Consider the following 21791-nt stretch of genomic DNA (forward strand, 5'->3'; position numbering starts at 1 on the left):
GTCGGGTGCACGACCGCCGGGCGGCTACCCTGGGGGCGTGACGTTCCCGGTAGTCGGCATGGTCGGCGGCGGTCAGCTCGCCCGTATGACCCACGAGGCGGGTATCCCCCTCGGTATCAAGTTCAAGCTCCTCAGTGACACCCCGCAGGACTCGGCGGCGCAGGTGGTCAGCGAAGTCGTCGTCGGCGACTACCGCGATCTGGACACCCTCCGCGCGTTCGCCCGCGGCTGCGATGTGCTCACCTTCGACCACGAGCACGTGCCCACCGAGCACTTGCGGGCCCTGGAGGCCGACGGCATCCCCGTCCGCCCCGGCCCGGACGCGCTGGTGCACGCCCAGGACAAGGGGGTGATGCGGGCGAAGCTGGACGCCATCGGTGTGCCCTGCCCGCGCCACCGCATCGTCTCCGACCCCGCCGACGTGGAGCGCTTCGCGGCCGAGGGCGCGGGCTTCCCCGTGATCCTCAAGACCGTCCGCGGGGGCTACGACGGCAAGGGCGTCTGGCTGGTGCGATCCTCCAAGGAGGCGCAGGAACCATTCCTCGCCGGAGTGCCCGTCCTGGCCGAGGAGAAGGTCCCCTTCGTCCGCGAACTGGCCGCCAACGTCGTCCGCTCCCCGCACGGCCAGGCCGTCGCCTACCCGGTCGTCGAGTCCGTCCAGGTCGACGGCGTCTGCGACACCGTGATCGCCCCGGCCCCCGGCCTCTCCGACGAGCTCTCCACCCACGCCCAGCAGCTCGCCCTGCGGATCGCCGACGAACTCGGCGTCGTCGGGCACCTCGCGGTCGAGCTGTTCGAGGTCCGGGACGCCGGCGGCGCCCCCGCCGTCCTCGTCAACGAGCTGGCCATGCGCCCGCACAACTCCGGCCACTGGACCCAGGACGGCGCGATCACCTCGCAGTTCGCCAACCACGTCCGCGCCGTCCTCGACCTCCCGCTCGGCGACCCGCGCCCGCGCGCCCGCTGGACGGTGATGGCCAACGTCCTCGGCGGCGACTACCCCGACATGTATGCGGCGTACCTCCATTGCATGGCACGCGATCCGCAGTTGAAGATTCACATGTACGGCAAGGACGTGAAGCCGGGCCGCAAGGTCGGGCACGTCAACACCTACGGCGACGACCTGGCGGATGTGCGTGAGCGCGCCGCGCACGCCGCCGGATACCTGCGAGGAACGATCACCGAATGAGCAGCGCAGCGAGTTCCCCTGTCGTCGGCATCGTCATGGGCTCGGACTCCGACTGGCCCGTCATGGAGGCCGCCGCCCAGGCCCTGGAGGAGTTCGAGATCCGCTACGAGGTCGACGTCGTCTCCGCCCACCGCATGCCGCACGAGATGATCGCCTACGGCGAGCAGGCCGCCGGCCGCGGCCTGAAGGCGATCATCGCCGGCGCCGGGGGAGCCGCCCACCTGCCGGGCATGCTCGCCTCCGTCACCCCCCTCCCGGTCATCGGCGTCCCCGTCCCCCTCAAGTACCTCGACGGCATGGACTCCCTCCTCTCCATCGTCCAGATGCCGGCCGGCGTCCCGGTCGCCACCGTCTCGGTCGGCGGCGCGCGCAACGCCGGACTGCTCGCCGCCCGGATGCTCGCCGCCCACGACCCCGAACTCCTCGCCCGCATGCGGGACTTCCAGCAGGAGCTGAACGACCAGGCCACCGAGAAGGGCAAGCGGCTGCGCAACAAGGTCGCGGGCACGGCCGGCTTCGGCTTCGGGGGCGGCAAGTGACGGCCGCCCTGGACGCCGCCCGGGACCTGCTCGCCCGCTGGCCGGTCGTCGACGGCCACAACGACCTTCCCTGGGCCCTGCGCGAACAGGTCCGCTACGACCTCGACCGGCGCGACGTCGCCACCGACCAGAGCACCCACCTGCACACCGACATCCCCCGGCTGCGCGCCGGCGGGGTCGGCGCACAGTTCTGGTCGGTGTACGTACGCTCCGACTACACCGGCGACCACGCCGTCAGCGCCACCCTGGAACAGATCGACGCCGTACGGCAGTTGACCACCCGTTACGCAGCCGACCTACGCCTGGCGGCCACCGCCGACGACATGGAGGCGGCCCGCGCCGAGGGCCGCATCGCCTCCCTCATGGGCGCCGAGGGCGGCCACTCGATCAACAACTCCCTGGCCACCCTGCGGGCCTTCCACGCCCTGGGCGTCCGCTACATGACGCTCACCCACAACGACAACAACGACTGGGCGGACTCCGCGACCGACACCCCCCGCCACCACGGCCTGTCGGCCTTCGGCGAAGAGGTCGTCCGCGAGATGAACCGCTGCGGGATGCTGGTTGATCTCTCGCATGTCTCGGCCGACACGATGCGCGACGCCCTGCGTGTCAGCACCGCGCCGGTGATCTTCTCGCACTCCTCCGCCCGCGCGGTCTGCGACCACCCGCGCAACATCCCCGACGACGTCCTGGCCCAACTCCCGGCCAACGGTGGCGTCGCGATGGCCACCTTCGTCCCGAAGTTCGTCCTGCCCGCCGCGGTCGAGTGGACCCTGCGCGCCGACGCGAACATGCGCGCCCACGGCCTGCACCACCTCGACACCACCGAGCGTGGCATGGCCGTCCAGCGCGCCTTCGAGGCCGCGAACCCCCGCCCGGCGGCCACCGCGGCGACCGTCGCCGACCATCTCGACCACATGCGCGAGGTCGCGGGCATCGACCATGTCGGCATCGGCGGCGACTACGACGGCACGGCGTTCACGCCGTCCGATCTCGCGGATGTCGCGAGCTATCCGCGACTTGTCGCGGAACTCCTCGACCGGAAGTGGTCGGAGGCCGACCTGGCGAAGCTGACGTGGCGCAACGCCGTGCGTGTCCTCCGCGACGCGGAGGATGTCGCTCGTGCCGAGGGGGCTCGACGGGGGCCGTCGAACGCCACGCTCCGCTAGGGGTTCCCACGTTGTTGGGTTCCCCGCCGCGGGGGTCTTTGTCTTTGCGCCTGCGGCGCCGATCCGCTGCGCGGGGCGTGTCCGGCCCGCTTCGCGGGCTTGTTGTCCGCTGCGCGGGGCTGTTGGGTGCGGTGACGGGCCTCCGGGGGTGGTGTGCCGGACTGCTTCGCTTTACGTCCGGCACACCACCCCCTCCGACCCGTCCCCTCCCGTTGAGGGGTGGTTTTCAGGCCAGTTGGGCTACCTGCCCGGTGGGTCAGTGCAGGCCCTGGACTGATGGGTGACCGTTGCCGAGGGGGTGCCCCTTTGATGAGTGGCCGTCAGGGGACCAGTGAGGTCGACCCCCACTCACCGTCTTCATGACCACCCACGGGAGGGGACGGGTCGGAGGGGCAGGGGTGTGCCGGACGTAAAGCGAAGCAGTCCGGCACACCCCTGCCCCGGAGGCCCGGCACCGCGGCCGAACAGCCCCGCGCAGCGGAACCCCGATGCGCCGCAGGCGCAAAAGACGCGGCGAACCCCTACGGCGGGAAAGCCGAAAAGCGAGGGAAGGAATTTCGCTAGGCGGACGGACGTCCAAGGGCTCGGTAGAGCCACCCGGCCTTGCGCCACAACGCCGGATCCAGCGCGTTGCGGCCGTCCAGGACGCTCCGTTCGGCGACAACCTCGCCGAGCACGCCGGGGTCGAGTTCCCGGAACTCGCGCCACTCCGTCAGGTGCAGGACGACATGCGCACCGCGCACCGCTTCCAGGGCACTCTCCGCGTAACCGAGGGTCGGGAAGACCCTCTTCGCGTTGGCCATGCCCTTGGGGTCGTAGACCGTGACCTGGCCGCCCTGGAGGTGGATCTGGCCGGCGACGTTGAGGGCGGGGGAGTCGCGGACGTCGTCCGAGTCGGGCTTGAAGGTCGCGCCGAGGACCGCGACCCGCTTGCCGAGGAAGCTGCCGCCCACCGCGTCCCGGGCCAGTTCGACCATGTGGCCGCGGCGCCGCATGTTGATCGAGTCGATCTCGCGCAGGAACGTCAGGGCCTGGTCGGCGCCCAGCTCACCGGCGCGCGCCATGAAGGCCCGCAGGTCCTTGGGCAAGCAGCCGCCGCCGAAGCCGATGCCGGCCCGCAGGAACTTCTTGCCGATCCGCTCGTCGTGGCCGATCGCCTCGGCCAGCTTCACCACGTCGCCGCCGGCGGCCTCGCACACCTCGGCCATGGCGTTGATGAACGAGATCTTGGTGGCCAGGAAGGAGTTGGCGGAGGTCTTCACCAGCTCGGCGGTGGGGTAGTCCATGACGATGAACGGGGAGCCCTCGGCGATCGGGGTGGCGTAGACCTCGCGCAGCAGCGCCTCGGCCCGCTCGCTGGTGACGCCGGCCACGATCCGGTCGGGGTGCAGGGTGTCCTGGACGGCGAAGCCCTCGCGCAGGAACTCCGGGTTCCAGGCCAGCTCGGCGTCGGCGCCCGCGGGCGCGGCGGCCGCCAGCCGCTGCGCGAGCCGGGCCGCGCTGCCCACCGGCACCGTCGACTTGCCGACCACCAGCACCGGGCGGGTCAGATGCGGTGCCAGGGAGTCGAAGGCGGCCTCGACGTAGGACATGTCGCAGGCGTACTCGCCGTGCTTCTGCGGGGTGTTCACGCAGACGAAGTGGACGTCGCCGAAGGCTCCGGCCTCCTCGTAGGAGGTGGTGAAGCGCAGCCGGCCGGTGGAGCCGTCGAAGCCGGCGACATGGCGGCGCAGCAGCTCCTCCAGGCCCGGCTCGTACATCGGCACCTCGCCCCGGCGGAGCATTTCGATCTTCTCGGGCTGCACGTCCAGGCCCAGTACCTCGAAGCCCAGCTCGGCCATGGCGGCGGCGTGGGTGGCACCGAGGTAGCCGGTGCCGATCACGGTGATCTTGAGGGCCATTGCGGGGCTCCATGGGTCTGACGGAAAGCGATGCCGACCGAGCATATCCGCGCACGGAACGGACCCTTCCCGCACGCGGTGCGCCCCCGGCGGACTGTCGGCAACCTCACCTATCGGCGGCCCCGCCCTCCGCCCTAGAATCCCTTCTCAGTAAGGGTTACTTAACGGTAGTTAGCACTGCCGGCACCTCTGGGGAGTGAGAGACCTTGGCGCCATCGGGAAAGAACGCGGCCGCTGATTTCGATCTGTACCGGCCGTCCGAGGAGCACGACATGCTCCGCGAGTCGGTGCGCTCGCTCGCCGAGGCGAAGATCGCGCCGTTCGCCGCCGCCGTGGACGAGGAGGCTCGCTTCCCGCAGGAGGCCCTGGACGCGCTGGTCGCCAACGACCTGCACGCCGTGCACGTACCGGAGTCGTACGGCGGCGCCGGTGCCGACGCGCTGGCGACCGTGATCGTCATCGAGGAGGTCGCCCGGGTCTGCGCCTCCTCGTCCCTGATCCCGGCGGTCAACAAGCTCGGTTCGCTCCCGGTGATCCTCTCCGGGAGCGAGGAGCTGAAGAAGACGTACCTGGCGCCGCTGGCCAAGGGCGACGCGATGTTCTCGTACTGCCTGAGCGAGCCGGACGCCGGTTCCGACGCGGCGGGGATGAAGACGAAGGCGGTGCGGGACGGGGACTTCTACGTCCTCAACGGCGTCAAGCGCTGGATCACCAACGCCGGGGTGTCGGACTACTACACCGTCATGGCCGTCACCGACCCGGAGAAGCGCTCCAGGGGCATATCGGCGTTCGTCGTCGAGAAGGACGACGAGGGCGTCTCCTTCGGCGCGCCGGAGAAGAAGCTCGGCATCAAGGGCTCCCCGACCCGCGAGGTCTACCTCGACAACGTCCGCATCCCCGCCGACCGCATGATCGGCGCGGAGGGCACCGGCTTCGCCACCGCCATGAAGACCCTGGACCACACCCGCATCACCATCGCGGCCCAGGCGCTCGGCATCGCCCAGGGCGCGCTGGACTACGCCAAGGGCTACGTCCAGGAGCGCAAGCAGTTCGGCAAGCCGATCGGCGACTTCCAGGGCGTCCAGTTCATGCTCGCCGACATGGCGATGAAGCTGGAGGCGGCCCGCCAGCTCACCTACGCCGCGGCGGCCCGCTCCGAGCGCGTCTCGGCCGGCGCCAAGGGCGAGGCCCTGACGTTCTTCGGCGCCGCGGCCAAGTGCTACGCCTCGGACGCCGCCATGGAGATCACCACCGACGCGGTCCAGCTGCTCGGCGGCTACGGCTACACCCGCGACTACCCGCTGGAGCGGATGATGCGGGACGCCAAGATCACGCAGATTTATGAAGGCACGAATCAGGTTCAGCGGATCGTGATGGCCAGGAACCTGCCGTAGGGCGCGTCCGCTCCGCGCGGTGCTACGAGGAGCGGTGGTACGAGGAGGGGCCCCGGCCGCGGTTGCGGTCGGGGCCCCTCCTCGTGGTGGCGTGGCGGCCGGTCCGGTCAGTTGCCGGAGACGGTGACCGGCTCGTCGTTGTTGAGCTGCTGGACGAGCTGCTTGAGCTTGGCCTGGTCCCAGACCAGGTTGCCGCCGGCGCTGCCGGAGATCGGCATGTTCATCGACTTGCCGTTGCCGCTGGTGACGTCCTTCATCGCGAAGAACATCTGGCCCAGGTCCCACAGGCTCATGTCCTTGTCGACGATCAGGGTGTCCAGGCCGGCACCGAGCGTCGGGTAGAGCTTGAAGGGGTTCAGGACGGTGCCCGGCGTGGCGGTCTGCTTCGCCAGGGTGGCCAGGAACTTCTGCTGGTTCTTGGTGCGCTCCAGGTCCTGGGAGGCGAAGGCGTGCCGGGTCCGGACGAAGGCGAGCGCCTGCTGGCCGTCGAGGGTCTGCGTGCCGGCCTTGAAGTCGGCGCCGGAGTCCTTGTCCTTGAAGGCCTTGGGGATGTCCATCTCCACACCGCCGATCGCGTCGACGATGTTGGCGAAGCCGGCGAAGCCGATCTCGACGTAGTGGTCGATGCGCAGGTGGGTGTTGTGCTCGACGGTGCGGACCAGCAGGGGGGCGCCGTCCTCGGCGTAGGTCGCGTTCAGCTTGGTGTGCCGCCCGCGCGCCGGGTACTGCTTGCCGGAGGTGGAGCCGACGTACGAGGGGATCTCGACGTTGGAGTCGCGGGGCAGGGATATCAGGGTCGGGCCGTTGCTGCCGTCGTGCAGGATCATCATCGAGTCGGTGCGCTTGCCCTCGGCCGACCCGGTGTGCAGCTTCTGCTTCTGCTCGTCGGTCATGCCCTCGCGGCTGTCCGACCCGACGATGAGGTAGTTGGTGCCGTCGCCGGCCGCGGGACGGTCGATGACCTTGCTCAGGTCCACCTCGCGGCGCAGCCTGCCGTCCGCCCAGAAGTACGTGCCGACGGAGGCGGCCAGCACCACCACGACCAGGGTGATCAGCGTCCACTTGATGCGGCGGCCCCAGCGCGGGCGCGGCCGGGAGCTGTAGCCGTCGCCGTCGTGGCCTCCGGCACCGGTGCCGCGGCCGCCCCGGCCGCCGCCCCCGTAGACCTGGCCGGTGTTGTAGCCGCTGTCGTAGTCGTCGTAGCCCTGGGAGTAGCCCTGGGACTGCCGCGGCGCGCTGCCGCCGCCGCGCCGCGGGGAGAGCGAGGGCGGCAGCGGGGGCTCGCTGCGCCCGTAGCCGGGGCCTGCGTCGCGCCGTACGTGCGGCATGGCGCGCGCACCCTCCGGCTCGCCGCTGCTGCCGCGTCCGTACCGGTTGCCGCTCTGGTCGCCGGACCGTCCTTGGGGCCACTCATTCATACGGGGAAGTGTGCACGCCACGGGGGTCCGCTCCATAGGGCGGGTACGGGATCGGGCCGTGGCTGTTGCAGAGCTGATGCAAAGCGGCGGAGCGCTAACGGGCCATACCGCGAAGGGCCCGGCGATTCCGGCCGCGACCAACGGAAGCATCCATTCCGGATGGTTTCCGACGGAGGGCGGGAGAGGCATCTCACGCCCGCGACGAGACCCGCGTCACGCGGCCGGCGAGACCCGCGTCACGCCGGCCCGCTCCCGCCGCCCCGCGCCGTACGGGACCGTACGGCCCCGCTTACCCTTGGCCCCATGACCGACCTCGTCACCCACACCCCGGAGGACGCCCCCGCGGGCAAGCCCACCTCCGTCTCCCGCACCACGCTGTCGCACATCATGACCGCGGCCGACACCAACCTCCTCGGGACGGTGCACGGCGGCGTGATCATGAAGCTGGTCGACGACGCCGCGGGCGCGGTCGCGGGCCGGCACTCCGGCGGCCCGGCGGTGACGGCCTCCATGGACGAGATGGCGTTCCTGGAGCCGGTCCGGGTGGGCGACCTCGTCCACGTCAAGGCCCAGGTCAACTGGACCGGCCGGTCCTCCATGGAGATCGGCGTCCGGGTGCTGGCCGAGCGCTGGAACGAATCCACCCCCGCCCAGCAGGTCGGCTCCGCCTACCTCGTCTTCACCGCCGTCGACGAGCACGGCAAGCCCCGGACGGTGCCGCCGGTCCTCCCCGAGACCGAGCGCGACAGGCGGCGCTACCAGGAGGCCCAGATCCGCCGGACGCACCGGCTGGCCCGCCGCCGCGCCATCCGGGAACTCCGCGAGCGGCGCGCCGCCGAGGGCCTAGATGAGTGACCCGGGCGCCTCACGCCTCCTCCGGCGCGGGCGCCGCGGCCGGCCGGACCGCCCGGCGGGGCAGCGCCCGGCGGTGCAGCGCCGCCGCCGTCCCCTTCGCCAGCAGCGCCAGCGCCGCCCCCGTGACGGTCCCGGCCGCCGCGCACAGCACATCGTCGATGTCGGCCACCCGCCCGGCCCGCATCAGCAGCTGCGCCACCTCGACGGCGACGCCCAGCCCCACCCCCAGCAGGAACGCCCCGGCCGCCGACCAGCGGGGCGCGGCGAACCGCAGCAGCAGCGGCACCGGGACGAACAGCGCCGTCCCGGCGATCTGCCGCCGCACCAGCATCGCCACCTCGCCCGGCTCCAGCTGCGCGCCCAGCTCCAGCAGCCCCTCCCCGGGGCGCCACCAGAACGTCGCGTCGCCGGAGCCCACCGGCTGCGCGGGGGCGAGGGTGACCCCCAGCAGCAGCACCAGCCAGACCGCCAGCAGCACCCCGGCCGCCGTGCGCGGGGCGCGCCGCCCCGGGGCCCGCAGCGCCCACAGCGCCAGGCCCAGGGCCAGCGCCAGCGCCCCGAGCAGGAAGAGCACCACCGTCGCCGGGGTGATCGCCAGGACGACCCGCCACATGCTCCGCACCGCCTTTCCGAAACCCTCCGGACACCGGACGCCGCACGGCCCGGCGTCAGCCGCAGCTCCACTTGGTGACGAAGACCGTCGCGGCGTGCTCCATCACGCCCCGGATGCATTCGTCCGGCAGCATCTCCACCCGCCCGCTCAACCGGAGCACCCCGCCCCGCGTCCGCCCGGCGCCGAACCAGCCGGGGAACGCGGTGATCCGGGAGTTCTTGCGCTGGTAGCCGAGCCGGACCGGGATCTCGCCGGGCGCCGGCGCGTCCCGCCGGTAGACGGCGGTGTAGACGCCGGTCGCGCCGACCGGGCCGCGCAGGCACAGCCGGCCGAGCAGCAGCACCCCGCAGCCGGTCGGCGCGGCCGGGGCCGAGGGGACGGCCGCCGCGGTCACCGCCAGCAGGCCCAGCACCGCGACGGCGGCCGCGGCCCGGCCCGCCCGGCGCCGCCGGTCCGGCCCGGCCGCCGGCGGCCCCCCGGCGGTGCGGCGCGGCGCGGGCACGGTCATCGGCACACCGCCTGGTCACCGGTGATCGCCGCCAGGGTGCCGGGGGCCGGCGCCGGCTCCTCGGCCCGCACCGGGCGCACCGCCCGGAAGTCCGCGCCGACCGTCACCCGCATCAGCGGCCCCAGCCCGGCCACCGGCCGCAGCCGGACACCGGGCAGCGCGGCGGCCAGCGAGCGCGCCGAACGGTCCCAGCGCGGGTCGTAGGAGAGCACCGTGCGCGGCGCCGCGCCGTGCCCGGAGTCGCCGGGCGTGCCGCTGGTGGCGAAGCCGGTGTCCGCCAGCTCCCGGGTGACCTGGGCGGCCAGCCCGCGGCGGCCGGTGCCGTTGTCGACCCGCACCCGTACCTGCTCGGGCGGGACGTCCACGACCGTGCCGGGCTCCGCCGTACGCCGGTGCACCGCGAACGGCCGGTCCTCGCGCAGCGCCCGGAACAGCCTCGGCGCCTGCACCGGGTCCCAGCGCACCGTCGAGCCCAGCCCCGGCACGTTCTCCGCCTCGCCCCGCAGCGGCACCGACGCGAACTCCGACGACGCCGGGCCGAAGCCGCGCATCGCCTGTGCCAGATCGGCCAGCTCGCCCGCCCCGAAGCCGTCGTCGGCCCGTACGGACCGCAGCATGGCGTCCGCCACCTCCTTGAAGCGGACCGGGTTCATCAGCACCCCGGACGAGGTGATCCGGTCCAGCAGCGCGGCCAGGAAACGCTGCTGGCGCTGCATCCGGCCCAGGTCAGCCGAGCCGTCCACATGGCGCGAGCGGACGTACTGCAGGGCCTGGCCGCCGTTGAGCCGCGAGGTCCCGGCGGGCAGGTCCAGCCCCGAATAGCGGTCCCGCAGCGGCCGCACGGAGCAGACCTCCACCCCGCCGACCGCGTCCACGGTCCGCATGAAGCTGGTGAAGTCGACCTCCAGGTAGTGGTCGATGTGCACCCCGGTCATGTGCTCGACGGTGCGCACGGTCAGGTTGGGGCCGCCCTCGGCGTAGGCCGCGTTCAGCTTGACCGCGTGCCGGGGGTGCCGCCGGCCGTCGGCGTCCTGGTGGGCGGGCACCTCGGCGTACGAGTCGCGGGGCAGGCTCACCACGCTGGCGCGGCTCCGGTCGCCGGAGAGGTGCACCAGCATCAGCGTGTCGGTGCAGTGGCAGGGGTCGCCGCCCAGGTGGTAGCGCTCCTTCTCCTCGTCGGTCAGCTTGTCCCGCCCGTCGGTGCCGACGACCAGGAAGGTCAGCCCCGCGCCGACCCCGGGCCGGTCGTTGATCCCCTGGAAGGCGTCCACCCGGCCGATCCCGGTCTCCACGTCGGTGACCATGGCGTGCCCCACCCCGCTCGCGGACAGCAGCAGGGCGGTCGCCGCGGCGCTGATCCGCAGTCCCCAGCGCGGCCCCCGGGGGCCCCGGCGCGGGCGGCGCCACCGGGACCGCCGGGGGCGCCGGCCCGGGACGGTGCGCGCGGACGTCGACGGCGCGGGGACGGGCACGGGCCACCTCCGCGGTGGACGGGGACAGGGGCGGCGGGGCCGGCCGACAGGTCCGCGCGGGGCGCGGGCCGGTACGGTGCGGAGCCCGTCACGGAACGGACCCGGTCACCGTAAACCCGTACGATCTGCATCAAAACCACACACACCGGGCGGTCGGCGGCCGGCCACCCGGTTGCCGTCCGAAGCGATCCCCCGTTCGCGGTACCGTGAGGCGGAACACCGCAGTCTCCCGGCGGGCGCTGCCGCCCCCATGGCGGCTCGCCGCGGGCCGTACCCCCGAGGAACCATGCCCCAGCAGCAGCTCCCGGCCGTCTCCGTGATCATGCCGGTGCTCAACGAGGAACGTCACCTGCGCAACGCCGTCCGGCACATCCTGGCCCAGGAGTACGCCGGCGAGATGGAGGTGGTGATCGCCCTCGGCCCCTCCACGGACCGCACCGACGAGATCGCCGCGGAACTGGTCCGCGAGGACCCCCGGGTGCACACCGTCCCCAACCCCACCGGCCGCACCCCCGCCGCCCTGAACGCCGCCATCAAGGCGTCCCGGCACCCCGTCGTCGTCCGTGTCGACGGCCACGGCATGCTCTCGCCGAACTACATCGCCACCGCTGTACGCCTCCTGGAAGAGACCGGCGCCGCCAACGTCGGCGGCATCATGCACGCCGAGGGCGAGAACGCCTGGGAGGAGGCCGTGGCCGCCGCCATGACCTCCAAGATCGGCGTCGGCAACGCCGCCTTCCACACCGGCGGCTCGGCCGGCCCCGCCGAAACGGTCTACCTCGGCGTCTTCCGCCGCGAGGTGCTGGAGCAACAGGGCGGCTACAACGAGGAGTTCATCCGCGCCCAGGACTGGGAGCTGAACTTCCGCATCCGGGAGGCCGGCGGACAGATCTGGTTCTCGCCCGAGCTGAAGGTCCAGTACCGGCCGCGCCCCAGCATCAAGGCCCTGGCCAAGCAGTACAAGGACTACGGCAAGTGGCGGCACGTCGTCGCCCGCTACCACTCCGGGTCGATCAACCTGCGCTACCTCGCCCCGCCGGCCGCGGTCTGCGCCATCGCCGCCGGCCTGGTCGTCGGCGCGGCCGTCACGCCCTGGGGCCTCGTCGTCCCGGCCGGCTACCTCGCCGCGATCACCGCGGGCTCGCTGCCGGCCGGCAAGGGCCTGTCGCTGAAGGCCCGCGCCCAGATCCCCGTCGCCCTGGCGACCATGCACATGTCCTGGGGCGTCGGCTTCCTCACCAGCCCGCGCTCCCTCGCGAAGAAGGTCATCGCCAGCCGGCGGCCGGCCGTCAAGGCCCCGGCCCCCGCCCCGGCCGCGGAGTAGCCCCCCCGGGGTGCGCGCCCCGCGGCGCGCACCCCGTACGCGTGCCCCGGCACGTCAGAACGTGTACTGCGGATTGACCTTCATGCAGGCCGAGGAGTCCTTCTCCGCGTTCAACGCGTCCGCGCTCTTCGGGGCTTGGTGCGCCGGCGCCCCGCCGCCCGCGCCGGATGCCGCCGCGTAGTCCGTGCCGGTCCGCCAGTCGTTGCCGACCACCAGCCGCACCGTGCCGGCCTCCGGCGACTCCCGCACCGCACCGGCCGGCAGCCCCAGCGCCTTGGCGAGCGCCAGGGCGTCGCCGCGCCGCGCGGCGTCCTTGTAGAGCACGGCGGTCCCCGCCTGGCTGACGAGCCGGGAATCCGTGCGCGTGCCCGTGTAGCCGAGCGCCACCAGCCGGGCCTGGAGGTCGTTCGCCCGCCCGGCGGCCGGGCCGCGCGCCCCGTCCGTGCCGTTCTGGACGACAACGGCCAGCTTTTCCTTGGGAGTTGACGGGGACGGGGTCGCCGGCTGCGGCCCGCCGCCCTTCGCGTCCTTGCCGCCCTTGGCGCCCTTGCCGTCCAGCGCCACGTCGTCGCGCAGCATCGCGAAGGTGGCCTCCGCGTCCCCGGGCTTCGGCTCGACGTACCGCTCCCCGGGCCCGTACTGCCAGGGCATGGTGATCATCGTGATCCGCCCGGTCGGCACCCGCTGCAGATCGCCGCCCAGGTCGTAGAGCTTCTTGACCGAGCCCAGCCCCTCGTCGACGGTGAGCGCGCTGGTCGCGGCCTCCGCCAGGTCCCGCAGCTGCACCGGGTCGGTGAGTTTGGTGCCCTGCTTGAGCTGACGGATCATCGAGTTCATGTACATGTGCTGGGCCTTGGCCCGGCCGATGTCGGTGTTGTCCTCGAAGCCGTAACGGGTGCGCAGCCACTGCAGCGCCTGCACGCCCTTGACCGGGTGGGTGCCCTTGGTCAGCCGCAGCCCGCTGCCGTGGCCCCTGCTGTCGTGCGAGTAGACGTTCCGGTCGACGCAGACCGGCACCCCGCCGACCGCGTCGGCCATGTCCACCACCCCGGAGAAGTCGACCATCATGAAGTGGTCGACGTAGACGCCGGTCAGCGCCTTCCAGGTGGCGACGGTGCAGCCCGGACCGCCGTGCTGCAGCGACTCGTTGATCTCGGTGGTGGTCTCCGGATAGACGTGGCCGTCCTTGGGGTCGGTGCACTGCGGAATGGTCACCCGGGTGTCCCGCGGGATGGAGATCACCGACATGTTGCTGCGGTCGGCGCTGACGTGCACCAGCATCTGGACGTCCGCCAGCGGCTTGCGGTCCGCGTCCTGGCGGGCCCCGCCCAGCTCGATGTTCTTCTCGGTGTTCCGGCCGTCCGACCCCAGCAGCAGGATGTTCATCGGCGTCTGCCCGAACGCGTTCGGCTCCGGCTTCTTCAGCCCGCCAGGACCGAGGTCCAGCGCCTCCTTGCGGAGGTTCGCGTTCAGGTGCTGGTAGTAGAGGTAGCCGCCGGCGGCCCCGGCCACCAGGAGCACACCCAGGCCCAGCGCCGTCCAGCGCAGCACCCGGCGACCCGTGCCGCCCTTCTTCCCGCCGCCCGCGGCCCGCGCGGCCCGGCGGTCCCGGCGGCGCCCGGCGCGTCCCTGGGCCGTCCCGCCGGACGGAGCGTCGCCCGCACCGCCGGCCGGGCCGCCGACGGCCCCGTCGGCCGCCCAGTCCGGCGCGTCCGGCGGCAGCCCCTTGTCCTCGAAGGCACTGCCCGTCCAGCCCAGCCGGCGCGGCTCCTGCTGCCGCCCCGCACCGCGCACACCGCTCTGCGGCATTCGCCCTTCCCCCGTTTTCCGTTTTTCCGTTCAGGTCCGCTCAGTACCCGGGCTCAGCGCCCGGCCCGTTCACTTCGCGCAGATGTTCTTGTCATCTGCACTGACGTGCTGAACGCCCTCCGGGGTTTCGGTCGGCGCCTCGATCGGCGAACCCGGCGCGGTGAAGTCCTTGCCCAGCACCAGCTTCATCGGGACCTTCGGACCGGCGTCCGCACCGGTCTTCTTCAGCGCGCCCTTGGGCAGACCCATCCACTCGGCGAGCGTCGCGGCCTGGTCGGCCTGGTTCGGCGCGTACTCCAGACGCGTCGCGGACAGCTTCTCCGGCGCGTTGCCGGCATTCGTCGACAGCCGCGCGCCCTTGGTGTTCTGCAGCCAGTCCACGGTCTCCTGGGCCGCGCCGAACGGCCCGCCCCCGTTGGTGACATCGACCCGGACCAGCTCCGCAGGCGCCTTCTTGACCGGCGCGCCGGGCTTGCCGCCCGCGCCCTTGCCGGCACCCTTGGCCAGCGCGTGGTCCTGCTGCACCATCTTGAACAGCGGCTCGGCCTTCGCCGAGTCCAGCACGACGGTCGCCTTGTCCCGCGGGTTGTCCAGCACCGGCACCGTGGCGAAGGTGATCTTGTTGAGGTCGACCTTCTTCAGGTCGTCGCCGAAGTCCATCAGCTTGCCCGCGGTGCCGATACCGGTGTCCACCGTCAGCGCCTTCGTCGCCGCCTGCGCCACGTCCAGCAGCTTGCCCGGGCTGCTGAACGCACTCGACTTCAGCTTCCGGATCAGCGACCCGACGAACTGCTGCTGCAGCTTGATCCGGCTCAGGTCGCTGCCGGTGCCCACCGAGTGCCGGGTCCGCACGAATGCCAGCGCCTGCTCGCCCTTCACCACATGACGGCCGGGCGACAGCTTCAGGTGCGACTTGGGGTCGTCGATGGCCTTGGCGGCGCACACCTCGACGCCGTCCACCGCGTTCGACAGGTCCTTGACGGCGTTGAAGTCCGCCATCATGAAGTGGTTGATCTTCAGGCCGGTCAGCTTCTCCACCGTCCGCCAGGTGCACCCCGGATCCCGGCCCGCCTGGCCCAGACTCTCGTTGAACCGCACATGCCGCTGGCCCGGAACGACCTTCGTCGAACCGTCCGGCTGCTTCGTCGGGCAGTCCGGGATGTCGGTGACCAGGTCACGCGGAATGCTCAGCGCCGTGGCATTGGTCCGGTCCTTCGACACATGCATCAGGATCGTGGTGTCCGCGTGCCCGACGCTGCCGGAGTCGCCGTAGCCGGTGTCGCCCTTGCCGGTACGCGCGTCCGTGCCGATCACCAGGAGGTTCACCGGACCGTCGGTGACCGCCGAGTTCTCCTCACCGACGTCGACCTTCTTGATGTTGCCGTCGAGCTGCTGGTAGATCACGAACGCGGTACCGCAGCCGGCGACGAGCACGAAGCCCACCACACCGGCCGTCCAGTACAGGAACTTCCGCCGCCCCGACGCCTTCGGCTTGGGCTTGCGGCGGCTCGCCGCAGCCCCGGCCGCCGCTGCCGCCGCCCCGGCCCGGCCGGCCGCCCGGCGCGCCGCCCGCCCGCCCTCCGCGGGCTCCGCGTCACCGTCACCGTCACCGCGGCCGCGCCGCTGCACCGGCAGTGGACGGGTGTCACTGTCGCCGCCACCCGCACCCGGCCTCCCCGCGGAACGTCTGCCGGGCGCCTTGCGGTCGGCGGGCCGAGCAGGGCCCTGACCCGACGGGTCGAGCCGCAACTCGTAGTTGCCGGTGTCCGGATTGAACACCCACTGATCAGCGGGATCGACGTTGTTGTCGTCCGCCTGCCCACGGCCTTGCGCGTCCACGGTGCCTTGAGTCCTCCGTCGGTACCACGCGGCGCCATCCCCTCAAGGCGCTCGGTCGGTCGATCGTGCGTTAGGTGGTTCGGTACTGGGTCAACCGTCGCCGGGCGACGGTGATCGGTCGGCTGGTCGAGCGGACCGGATCGCTCACACTATCCGCCCAGTTCAGCCTCGGGCGACGCCCGTGACAAATTCCACTTCCCTACAACTGGGCAATCCGCCCATTCCCTTCACGGGTTCCGGGCGCTCTTTGCGGCGTTTTTATTCGCAGCCGCCGTGTTCCGCCGTGCTCCCCGGAAAGGCCGGTGTGGAACTCGCACCGGGCGCCGGCCGCCCGCCGCGCCCCGGGCCCGCCGCCTTGCCGTCCCCACCGCCGAGCCCCGCCCCCGCGGGCGGCTGCGGCACCACCGCCACCGGCTGATCACCGCGCAACCGCCCGAAGAGCCGATCCGCGTCCGGCTGCACCAGCTGATCGCGATTCGGGTCGTAACGGTACGCGGTACGCGGCACGGTCAGGAACTGCACATGTGCCGGGGGAATGCTCCGCATACTGCGGACCAATTCGTACAAACCCCGAAGCGACGCCAGCCCGGCATCCGTCGTCAGCGAACTCGTCGCGGCATCCAACACCGGATACAGCCGCATCGGATTGAGCAGCACACCATTACTCTGCACTTTCTCCACCAGAGCGGCCAGGAACTGCTGTTGCCGCGCCATCCGCTGGGTGTCGCTGCCGTCCCCCAGACTCTTCCGGGCCCGCACATAACCCAGCGCCCCCTCCCCGTCCAGCGTCTGCCGGCCGGCCGGCAACGACACATGCGCCTCCTCGTCCTGGACCGGCCTCGGCAGACACACCTGCACCCCGTGCACCGCGTCCACCATGTTCTTGAAACCGGTGAAGTCCACGACGATGTGGTGGTCGATCCGGATCCGCGTCATCCGCTCCACCGTGCGGATCGCACACGCCGCCCCGCCGAACGCGAACGCCCAGTTGAACTGCACCGTCTGCGGCGCGGACTCCGACCCGTCGGCCCGCTTGCAGTGCGGCACCTCCACCATCAGATCGCGCGGCACGCTCACCGCGGTGGCGCTCCGGCGGTCCGCCGCCAGATGCAGCAGGATCGTGGTGTCCGACCGCTGGGTGCCGCTGTCCTCCCCGTACTCCCCGTTCCCGCCACCCCGGTTGTCCGAGCCGATCAGCAGGATGTTCTGCGCGCCCTTCGGACCCGCCGGCGGCCGCTCCGACTCGTACTTCTCCAGCTCCCGCTCCGTCGCGCTGTCCGAACGGATGTTGCCGTTCAACCGCGCCCAGACGGCCCACCCCAGCCCCGCCGAGGCCAGCACCGCCACCGTCAGCGCCAGCGCCGCCGCCCGCAGCCGGCGGCGACGGCGCGGCGGCGGAGTGCGCGGCGGCCCCGGCCGGTCCGTCCACAGCAGCCCCGCGGGCCGCTCCGGCCAGCCCCCGAACCGCGCCCGCCCACCGCCCCCGGAACGACGCCGGCGGCCGGACGGGGTGTCGGGGCTCTCGGTCACGTGGGCGGGCCTCCTCGGAGTCGACGGGACGCCCCGCGCCGGGCACCGCCGGGAAGACCGCCGGCCCCCGCGCCGGGGAGTCCGTACGCACCGGGCGTCCGGGCGTACGTAACCCGAGCATGGCCCCGCCCGCACGAACCGGCCCGCCCGGCGGGAACCACCCTCCGCCGGACGGGAACGCCCCTCCGCCGGACGGGGGAGCCGGCACCCCGCCGGCAGGAACGGGCTCGTGACCGGCCCTCAGGAACGCGGCACCGTGAACGTGACCTTCTCCGCGGCCTCCCGCCCGGCCAGCGCCGCCCCGTCCAAACGGTCCAGATGCCGGCAGAGCACCACCGAACCACCCGCCGCCAGCGGCGCGTACAGCCCCGCCGACAACCCCCGCCAACTGTCGTACGCCAGCCCCGACAACACCCGCGGCGCCGGCGGCATCCCGGCCGCCGCGGCATCCGCCAGCGCCCGCTCCCCGATCCCGGCGCCCGTCAGCTCCTCGCCGCCGACCACCAGCGCCGGCGCCCCCGGATCCACCGGGGCGAACGGCACGAACCGGTCACCCTGGCCCGGCACCTCCACCGCGAAGTCCGCGAACCCCGCGGGCGGCTGCGGGAACCGGCCCCCCAACGGGCGCAGCGCCAACGCCACCCGCTCCCCGGAACAGGCCCGCGCCGCATCGAGCGCGTCCGGGCCGCTGACGACCAGATCCGCCGCGCCCGGATCACCGCCCACCTCCGCGACCACCCCCACCGACGCGCACGCCAGCAGCCACACCGCGGTCTGCCAGTGCGCGGGCAACAGCAGCGCGAGCCGGTCGCCGGGCCCGGCGGCCAGATCGCCCTGGAGGTAGTTGGCGGTCTTCGCCACCCAATTGGCGAAGGTCGCGACGGACAGTTCCACCCGCTCGCCGGTGGCATCGTCGTAGAAGGTCACCAGCGGGCGGGCCGGGTCCGCGGCCAGCGCGGAACCCAGCAGGTCGGCGGGGGTGCGATCGATGGCGTTCATCGCGGCCAGCGTACGCGCGACGGACCCTGACGGGCAGTCGGGTACGGCCGCACCCGCCACCGGTTCGGCCGAAGCCCCGCCCCACCAGCGATGGCGGGCCGCCCCGGGCCGTCCCAGGATTTCCCCATGCGCCCCATCCTCGCCACCTGCCTCGGCGCCGCGTGCACGGCCGCCCTCGCCCTGCCCCTCGCCCCGCCCGCGCACCCCGCGCAGGCGGCCGCCGGGCCCGGCACGGCGAGCGCCGGCGATCTGCCGGGCGCCACCCAGTCCCTGCCCCTGGACGGCCTCGGCCTGACCACCCCGCACGGCCGGGCCCGGGCCACCGTCCCACCGCAGGAGAACACCGTCCACGAACTCCCGCCCCGCGCCGTCCGCCCGTTCTCCCTCGTCGGCGTCGTCTGGGACGACGCCGCCCTCGCCCTCCGCGGCCGCGCCCAGGTCCGCACCCGCGCCCGCGGCAGCGCCCAGTGGTCCGACTGGCAGGACCTCCAGACCGACAGCGACGACGCCCCCGACCCGGGCGGCGAACCCAGCGGCACCCGCGCCCGCGGCAGCACCGCGCCCCTCTGGGTCGGCAGCAGCGACGCCATCCAACTGCGCCTCACCGTCACCGACCCGCACCGCGCCGCCGGCGACCTCCCGCACGGCCTCCGCCTCGAACTCGTCGACCCCGGACCCGACACCCCCGCCGTACGCGGCGGCCCCGCCCCCCACCCCCGCGGCCGCCGCCAGCGCCGCCGCCAACGCCCCCCTCGCCCCGCCCGGCGCCACCGAGATCCCCGCCGCCGACCAGGCCGCCACCCAGACCGACATCGCCGCCACCGGTACCCGCCCCCCCAACGGACCGGCCCACATCGGCGCCCGCCCGCGCATCGTCACCCGCGCCGGCTGGGGCGCCGACGAGAGACTGCGCGAGTCCCGCTTCGTCTACACCCACACCGTCCGCGCCGCCTTCGTCCACCACAGCGCCACCGGCAACAACTACACCTGCGCACAGGCCCCTTCGGTGATCCGCGGCCTGTACCGCTACCACGTCAAGAGCAGCCACTGGCGCGACATCGGCTACAACTTCCTCATCGACAAGTGCGGCACCGTCTACGAGGGCCGCGCCGGCGGCGTCGCCAAACCCGTACTCGGCGCCCACACCCTCGGCTTCAACAACGACAGCACCGGCATCGCCCTCCTCGGCTCCTTCAACAAGACCGCCCCCTCGCGCGCAGCCGTCGAGGCCCTGGGCCGCCTGACGGCCTGGAAGCTCGGCCTCTACGGCGCCGACCCGCGCGGCCGCGCCCCCATGACCTCCAGCGGCGGCAACCTCTACCGCCGGGGAAAGACCGTCCAACAGCACGTCATCTCCGGCCACCGCGACGGCTTCAAGACCGAATGCCCCGGCACCCGCCTCTACGCCGACCTCCCCGCCGTCCGCCAGGCCGCCGCCCACCTCCAGGGCCGCTGAACCCCACCCCACGGCCCGCCGAGCCGCTCCCTACGGCCCGCCGGGCCGCCGCAGGGCCGCGCCCCCGTCGCCGACCCCGCCCGCGCGGCCGCTGAACCTCTCCCGGCCCCGCCGCGTCCTAAGGACCGCAAGTGCCCTGTCGCCCCGTCACCGGCGTCACCGGCCCGGCCACGTCCCGGCGACCAGGGCCGGCGGACCGTCTGCCTACACTGGTCCGCCGACCGCCCGAACCAGCGGCAACCAGCAGAAAGCAGAGAGGACCACGTGAGCGTCGCACGCGCGCAGTGGACGTCGAGTGCCGCACCGCTGTACTGCGCGGGCGGAGAAGCGAACAGAGGACACGTGAGCGTCGCACGTGCAGCCACCGGGCTGCGGTGGACGTCGAGTGCCGCACCGCTGCGCTGCGCGGGCGGAGAAGCGAACAGAGGACACGTGAGCGTCGCACGTGCAGCCACCGGGCTGCGGTGGACGTCGAGTGCCGCACCGCTGCGCTGCGCGGGCGGAGAAGCGAACAGAGGACACAGTGACTGAAGCGATCCTCCTGGTCGGCGGCAAGGGCACCCGGCTGCGCCCGCTGACAGTGCACACGCCCAAGCCCATGGTCCCGGCGGCCGGCGTGCCGTTCCTCACCCACCAACTGGCCCGCGCCCGTGCCGCAGGCGTCGAGCACGTCGTCCTGGCCACCTCCTACCTCGCCGAGGTCTTCGAGCCGTACTTCGGCGACGGCTCCGCGCTCGGCCTGCACCTGGAGTACGTCACCGAGGTGGAACCGCTGGGCACCGGCGGCGCCATCCGCAACGTCGCCTCCCGGCTGCACTCCGCGCCCGGCGACCCGGTGCTGATCTTCAACGGCGACATCCTCACCGGCCTGGACATCCGCGCCCTCGTCGACACCCACCGCACCAGCGGCGCCGACGTCTCCCTGCATCTCACCCGGGTCGAGGACCCGCGCGCCTTCGGGCTCGTCCCCACCGACGACACCGGCCGGGTCACCGCCTTCCTGGAGAAGCCGCAGACCCCCGAGGAGATCGTCACCGACCAGATCAACGCCGGTGCCTACGTCTTCAACCGGTCGGTCATCGACGCCATCCCCACCGGCCGCCCGGTCTCCGTCGAACGCGAGACCTTCCCCGGCCTGCTCGCCGACGGCGCCCACCTCCAGGGCATGGTCGACTCCACGTACTGGCTCGACCTCGGCACCCCGCAGGCGTTCGTCCGTGGCTCCGCCGACCTGGTCATGGGCCGCGCCCCGTCGCCGGCCGTCCCCGGACGCTGCGGCGACCGCCTCGTCCTGGACGGCGCCGAGGTCGCCCCGGATGCCAAGCTCACCGGCGGCACCGCCGTCGGCGCGGCCGCCCGGGTCGGCGCGGGCGCCCGGGTGGACGGCAGCACCGTCCTCGACGGCGCGGTGATCGAACCGGGGGCCCAGGTCCGCGACTCGCTGATCGGCGCCGGCGCCCGGATCGGGGCCAACACGGTCCTCGACGGCGCGGTGATCGGCGACGGCGCGGTGATCGGCCCCGACAACGAACTCCGCGGCGGCATCCGCATCTGGTGCGACGCCCACATCCCGGCCGCCTCCATCCGCTTCTCCTCCGACCAGTAACCCAACTCCGACCAGCAACCCAGCGACCGGACCAACAACCCAACGGTTGACCCAACAACCCAACGGCTGCTCCAACGGCGCCCGCTCGGCCCCCACCGGCCGGGCGGCCGCCACACCCCGGGCCACCTGCGGGGCCACCTGCCCCCGGGCCACCTGCGGGGCCGCCT

Annotated in this window: 16 protein-coding genes and 1 pseudogene; 8 read left to right on the forward strand and 9 right to left on the reverse strand. The window is 73.1% G+C overall.

Annotated features, from left to right (window positions below; genetic code table 11):
- The first annotated feature begins 37 nt into the window (after positions 1 to 37).
- The 3 genes from ACRAS8_RS21660 to ACRAS8_RS21670 are packed head-to-tail and all read left to right on the forward strand — an operon-like array spanning position 38 to position 2900.
- A complete protein-coding gene (locus ACRAS8_RS21660; RefSeq protein ID WP_438487650.1) occupies positions 38 to 1189 on the forward strand; it encodes a 5-(carboxyamino)imidazole ribonucleotide synthase in 1152 nt (383 codons plus the stop codon).
- Positions 1186 to 1728: a 5-(carboxyamino)imidazole ribonucleotide mutase gene (gene purE / locus ACRAS8_RS21665; protein ID WP_438487651.1), complete on the forward strand. Its 543-nt coding sequence runs from the start codon at positions 1186 to 1188 to the stop codon at positions 1726 to 1728. The genes ACRAS8_RS21660 and purE overlap by 4 nt, the downstream gene beginning before the upstream one ends.
- Positions 1725 to 2900 (forward strand): dipeptidase, encoded by a 1176-nt coding sequence (locus ACRAS8_RS21670; RefSeq protein WP_438487652.1) that lies wholly within the window; start codon positions 1725 to 1727, stop codon positions 2898 to 2900. The genes purE and ACRAS8_RS21670 overlap by 4 nt, the downstream gene beginning before the upstream one ends.
- Before the next feature lie 560 nt (positions 2901 to 3460).
- Here the strand turns inward: ACRAS8_RS21670 and ACRAS8_RS21675 are convergent.
- Positions 3461 to 4801: a UDP-glucose dehydrogenase family protein gene (locus ACRAS8_RS21675; RefSeq protein WP_438487653.1), complete on the reverse strand. Its 1341-nt coding sequence runs from the start codon at positions 4799 to 4801 to the stop codon at positions 3461 to 3463.
- Positions 4802 to 5007: 206 nt separating this feature from the next.
- On the opposite strand from ACRAS8_RS21675, the gene ACRAS8_RS21680 reads away from it, so the two are divergent.
- On the forward strand, positions 5008 to 6195 hold the full coding sequence (locus ACRAS8_RS21680) for an acyl-CoA dehydrogenase family protein (RefSeq protein WP_438487654.1): 1188 nt from the start codon (positions 5008 to 5010) through the stop codon (positions 6193 to 6195).
- Between the two features lie 107 nt (positions 6196 to 6302).
- Here the strand turns inward: ACRAS8_RS21680 and ACRAS8_RS21685 are convergent, their stop codons facing one another.
- Complete coding sequence (locus ACRAS8_RS21685; RefSeq protein ID WP_438487655.1) at positions 6303 to 7613, reverse strand: LCP family protein; 1311 nt, start codon at positions 7611 to 7613, stop codon at positions 6303 to 6305.
- Positions 7614 to 7916: 303 nt separating this feature from the next.
- Here ACRAS8_RS21685 and ACRAS8_RS21690 point away from each other — a divergent pair, with 303 nt between their 5' ends.
- Positions 7917 to 8468 (forward strand): acyl-CoA thioesterase, encoded by a 552-nt coding sequence (locus ACRAS8_RS21690; protein ID WP_438487656.1) that lies wholly within the window; start codon positions 7917 to 7919, stop codon positions 8466 to 8468.
- Positions 8469 to 8478: 10 nt separating this feature from the next.
- Here ACRAS8_RS21690 and ACRAS8_RS21695 read toward each other — a convergent pair whose 3' ends face one another.
- The 3 genes from ACRAS8_RS21695 to ACRAS8_RS21705 are packed head-to-tail and all read right to left on the reverse strand — an operon-like array spanning position 8479 to position 11061.
- Positions 8479 to 9081 carry a VanZ family protein gene (locus ACRAS8_RS21695; RefSeq protein WP_438487657.1) on the reverse strand — a complete coding sequence of 201 codons (603 nt, stop codon included), beginning with the start codon at positions 9079 to 9081 and terminating at the stop codon, positions 8479 to 8481.
- Between the two features lie 55 nt (positions 9082 to 9136).
- Positions 9137 to 9589, reverse strand: a complete 453-nt coding sequence (locus tag ACRAS8_RS21700; protein WP_438487658.1) for a hypothetical protein — start codon at positions 9587 to 9589, stop codon at positions 9137 to 9139.
- Positions 9586 to 11061, reverse strand: coding sequence for an LCP family protein (locus ACRAS8_RS21705; protein ID WP_438487659.1), 1476 nt, complete (start codon positions 11059 to 11061; stop codon positions 9586 to 9588). The genes ACRAS8_RS21700 and ACRAS8_RS21705 overlap by 4 nt, the downstream gene beginning before the upstream one ends.
- Positions 11062 to 11347: 286 nt before the next feature.
- On the opposite strand from ACRAS8_RS21705, the gene ACRAS8_RS21710 reads away from it, so the two are divergent.
- On the forward strand, positions 11348 to 12385 hold the full coding sequence (locus ACRAS8_RS21710; protein WP_438487660.1) for a glycosyltransferase family 2 protein: 1038 nt from the start codon (positions 11348 to 11350) through the stop codon (positions 12383 to 12385).
- A 54-nt stretch (positions 12386 to 12439) separates the two neighbouring features.
- Here the strand turns inward: ACRAS8_RS21710 and ACRAS8_RS21715 are convergent, their stop codons facing one another.
- The 4 genes from ACRAS8_RS21715 to ACRAS8_RS21730 form a co-directional block, all read right to left on the reverse strand.
- Positions 12440 to 14194: an LCP family protein gene (locus tag ACRAS8_RS21715; RefSeq protein WP_438487661.1), complete on the reverse strand. Its 1755-nt coding sequence runs from the start codon at positions 14192 to 14194 to the stop codon at positions 12440 to 12442.
- A 69-nt stretch (positions 14195 to 14263) separates the two neighbouring features.
- Positions 14264 to 16033 (reverse strand): LCP family protein, encoded by a 1770-nt coding sequence (locus tag ACRAS8_RS21720; RefSeq protein ID WP_438487662.1) that lies wholly within the window; start codon positions 16031 to 16033, stop codon positions 14264 to 14266.
- A 258-nt stretch (positions 16034 to 16291) separates the two neighbouring features.
- Positions 16292 to 17563, reverse strand: coding sequence for an LCP family protein (locus ACRAS8_RS21725; RefSeq protein ID WP_438487663.1), 1272 nt, complete (start codon positions 17561 to 17563; stop codon positions 16292 to 16294).
- A gap of 240 nt (positions 17564 to 17803) precedes the next feature.
- Positions 17804 to 18562, reverse strand: coding sequence for a TIGR03089 family protein (locus ACRAS8_RS21730; protein ID WP_438487664.1), 759 nt, complete (start codon positions 18560 to 18562; stop codon positions 17804 to 17806).
- Between the two features lie 126 nt (positions 18563 to 18688).
- Here ACRAS8_RS21730 and ACRAS8_RS21735 point away from each other — a divergent pair.
- Together ACRAS8_RS21735 and ACRAS8_RS21740 are read left to right on the forward strand one after the other, a co-directional pair.
- Positions 18689 to 20018 (forward strand): annotated as a pseudogene (locus ACRAS8_RS21735) (peptidoglycan recognition protein family protein).
- Positions 20019 to 20541: 523 nt separating this feature from the next.
- Positions 20542 to 21624 carry a sugar phosphate nucleotidyltransferase gene (locus ACRAS8_RS21740; protein WP_438487665.1) on the forward strand — a complete coding sequence of 361 codons (1083 nt, stop codon included), beginning with the start codon at positions 20542 to 20544 and terminating at the stop codon, positions 21622 to 21624.
- Positions 21625 to 21791: the final 167 nt, after the last annotated feature.

Source organism: Streptomyces sp. S186 (assembly GCF_051603415.1).
GTDB lineage: Bacteria > Actinomycetota > Actinomycetes > Streptomycetales > Streptomycetaceae > Streptomyces.

Excerpts from the sequence above, each read along its gene's own strand:
- ACRAS8_RS21675 (WP_438487653.1), bottom strand. The coding sequence starts at position 4,801 with ATGGCCCTCAAGATCACCGTGATCGGCACCGGCTACCTCGGTGCCACC.
- ACRAS8_RS21690 (WP_438487656.1), top strand. The coding sequence starts at position 7,917 with ATGACCGACCTCGTCACCCACACCCCGGAGGACGCCCCCGCGGGCAAG.
- ACRAS8_RS21700 (WP_438487658.1), bottom strand. The coding sequence starts at position 9,589 with ATGACCGTGCCCGCGCCGCGCCGCACCGCCGGGGGGCCGCCGGCGGCC.
- ACRAS8_RS21710 (WP_438487660.1), top strand. The coding sequence starts at position 11,348 with ATGCCCCAGCAGCAGCTCCCGGCCGTCTCCGTGATCATGCCGGTGCTC.
- purE (WP_438487651.1), top strand. The coding sequence starts at position 1,186 with ATGAGCAGCGCAGCGAGTTCCCCTGTCGTCGGCATCGTCATGGGCTCG.
- ACRAS8_RS21730 (WP_438487664.1), bottom strand. The coding sequence starts at position 18,562 with ATGAACGCCATCGATCGCACCCCCGCCGACCTGCTGGGTTCCGCGCTG.
- ACRAS8_RS21715 (WP_438487661.1), bottom strand. The coding sequence starts at position 14,194 with ATGCCGCAGAGCGGTGTGCGCGGTGCGGGGCGGCAGCAGGAGCCGCGC.
- ACRAS8_RS21685 (WP_438487655.1), bottom strand. The coding sequence starts at position 7,613 with ATGAATGAGTGGCCCCAAGGACGGTCCGGCGACCAGAGCGGCAACCGG.
- ACRAS8_RS21695 (WP_438487657.1), bottom strand. The coding sequence starts at position 9,081 with ATGTGGCGGGTCGTCCTGGCGATCACCCCGGCGACGGTGGTGCTCTTC.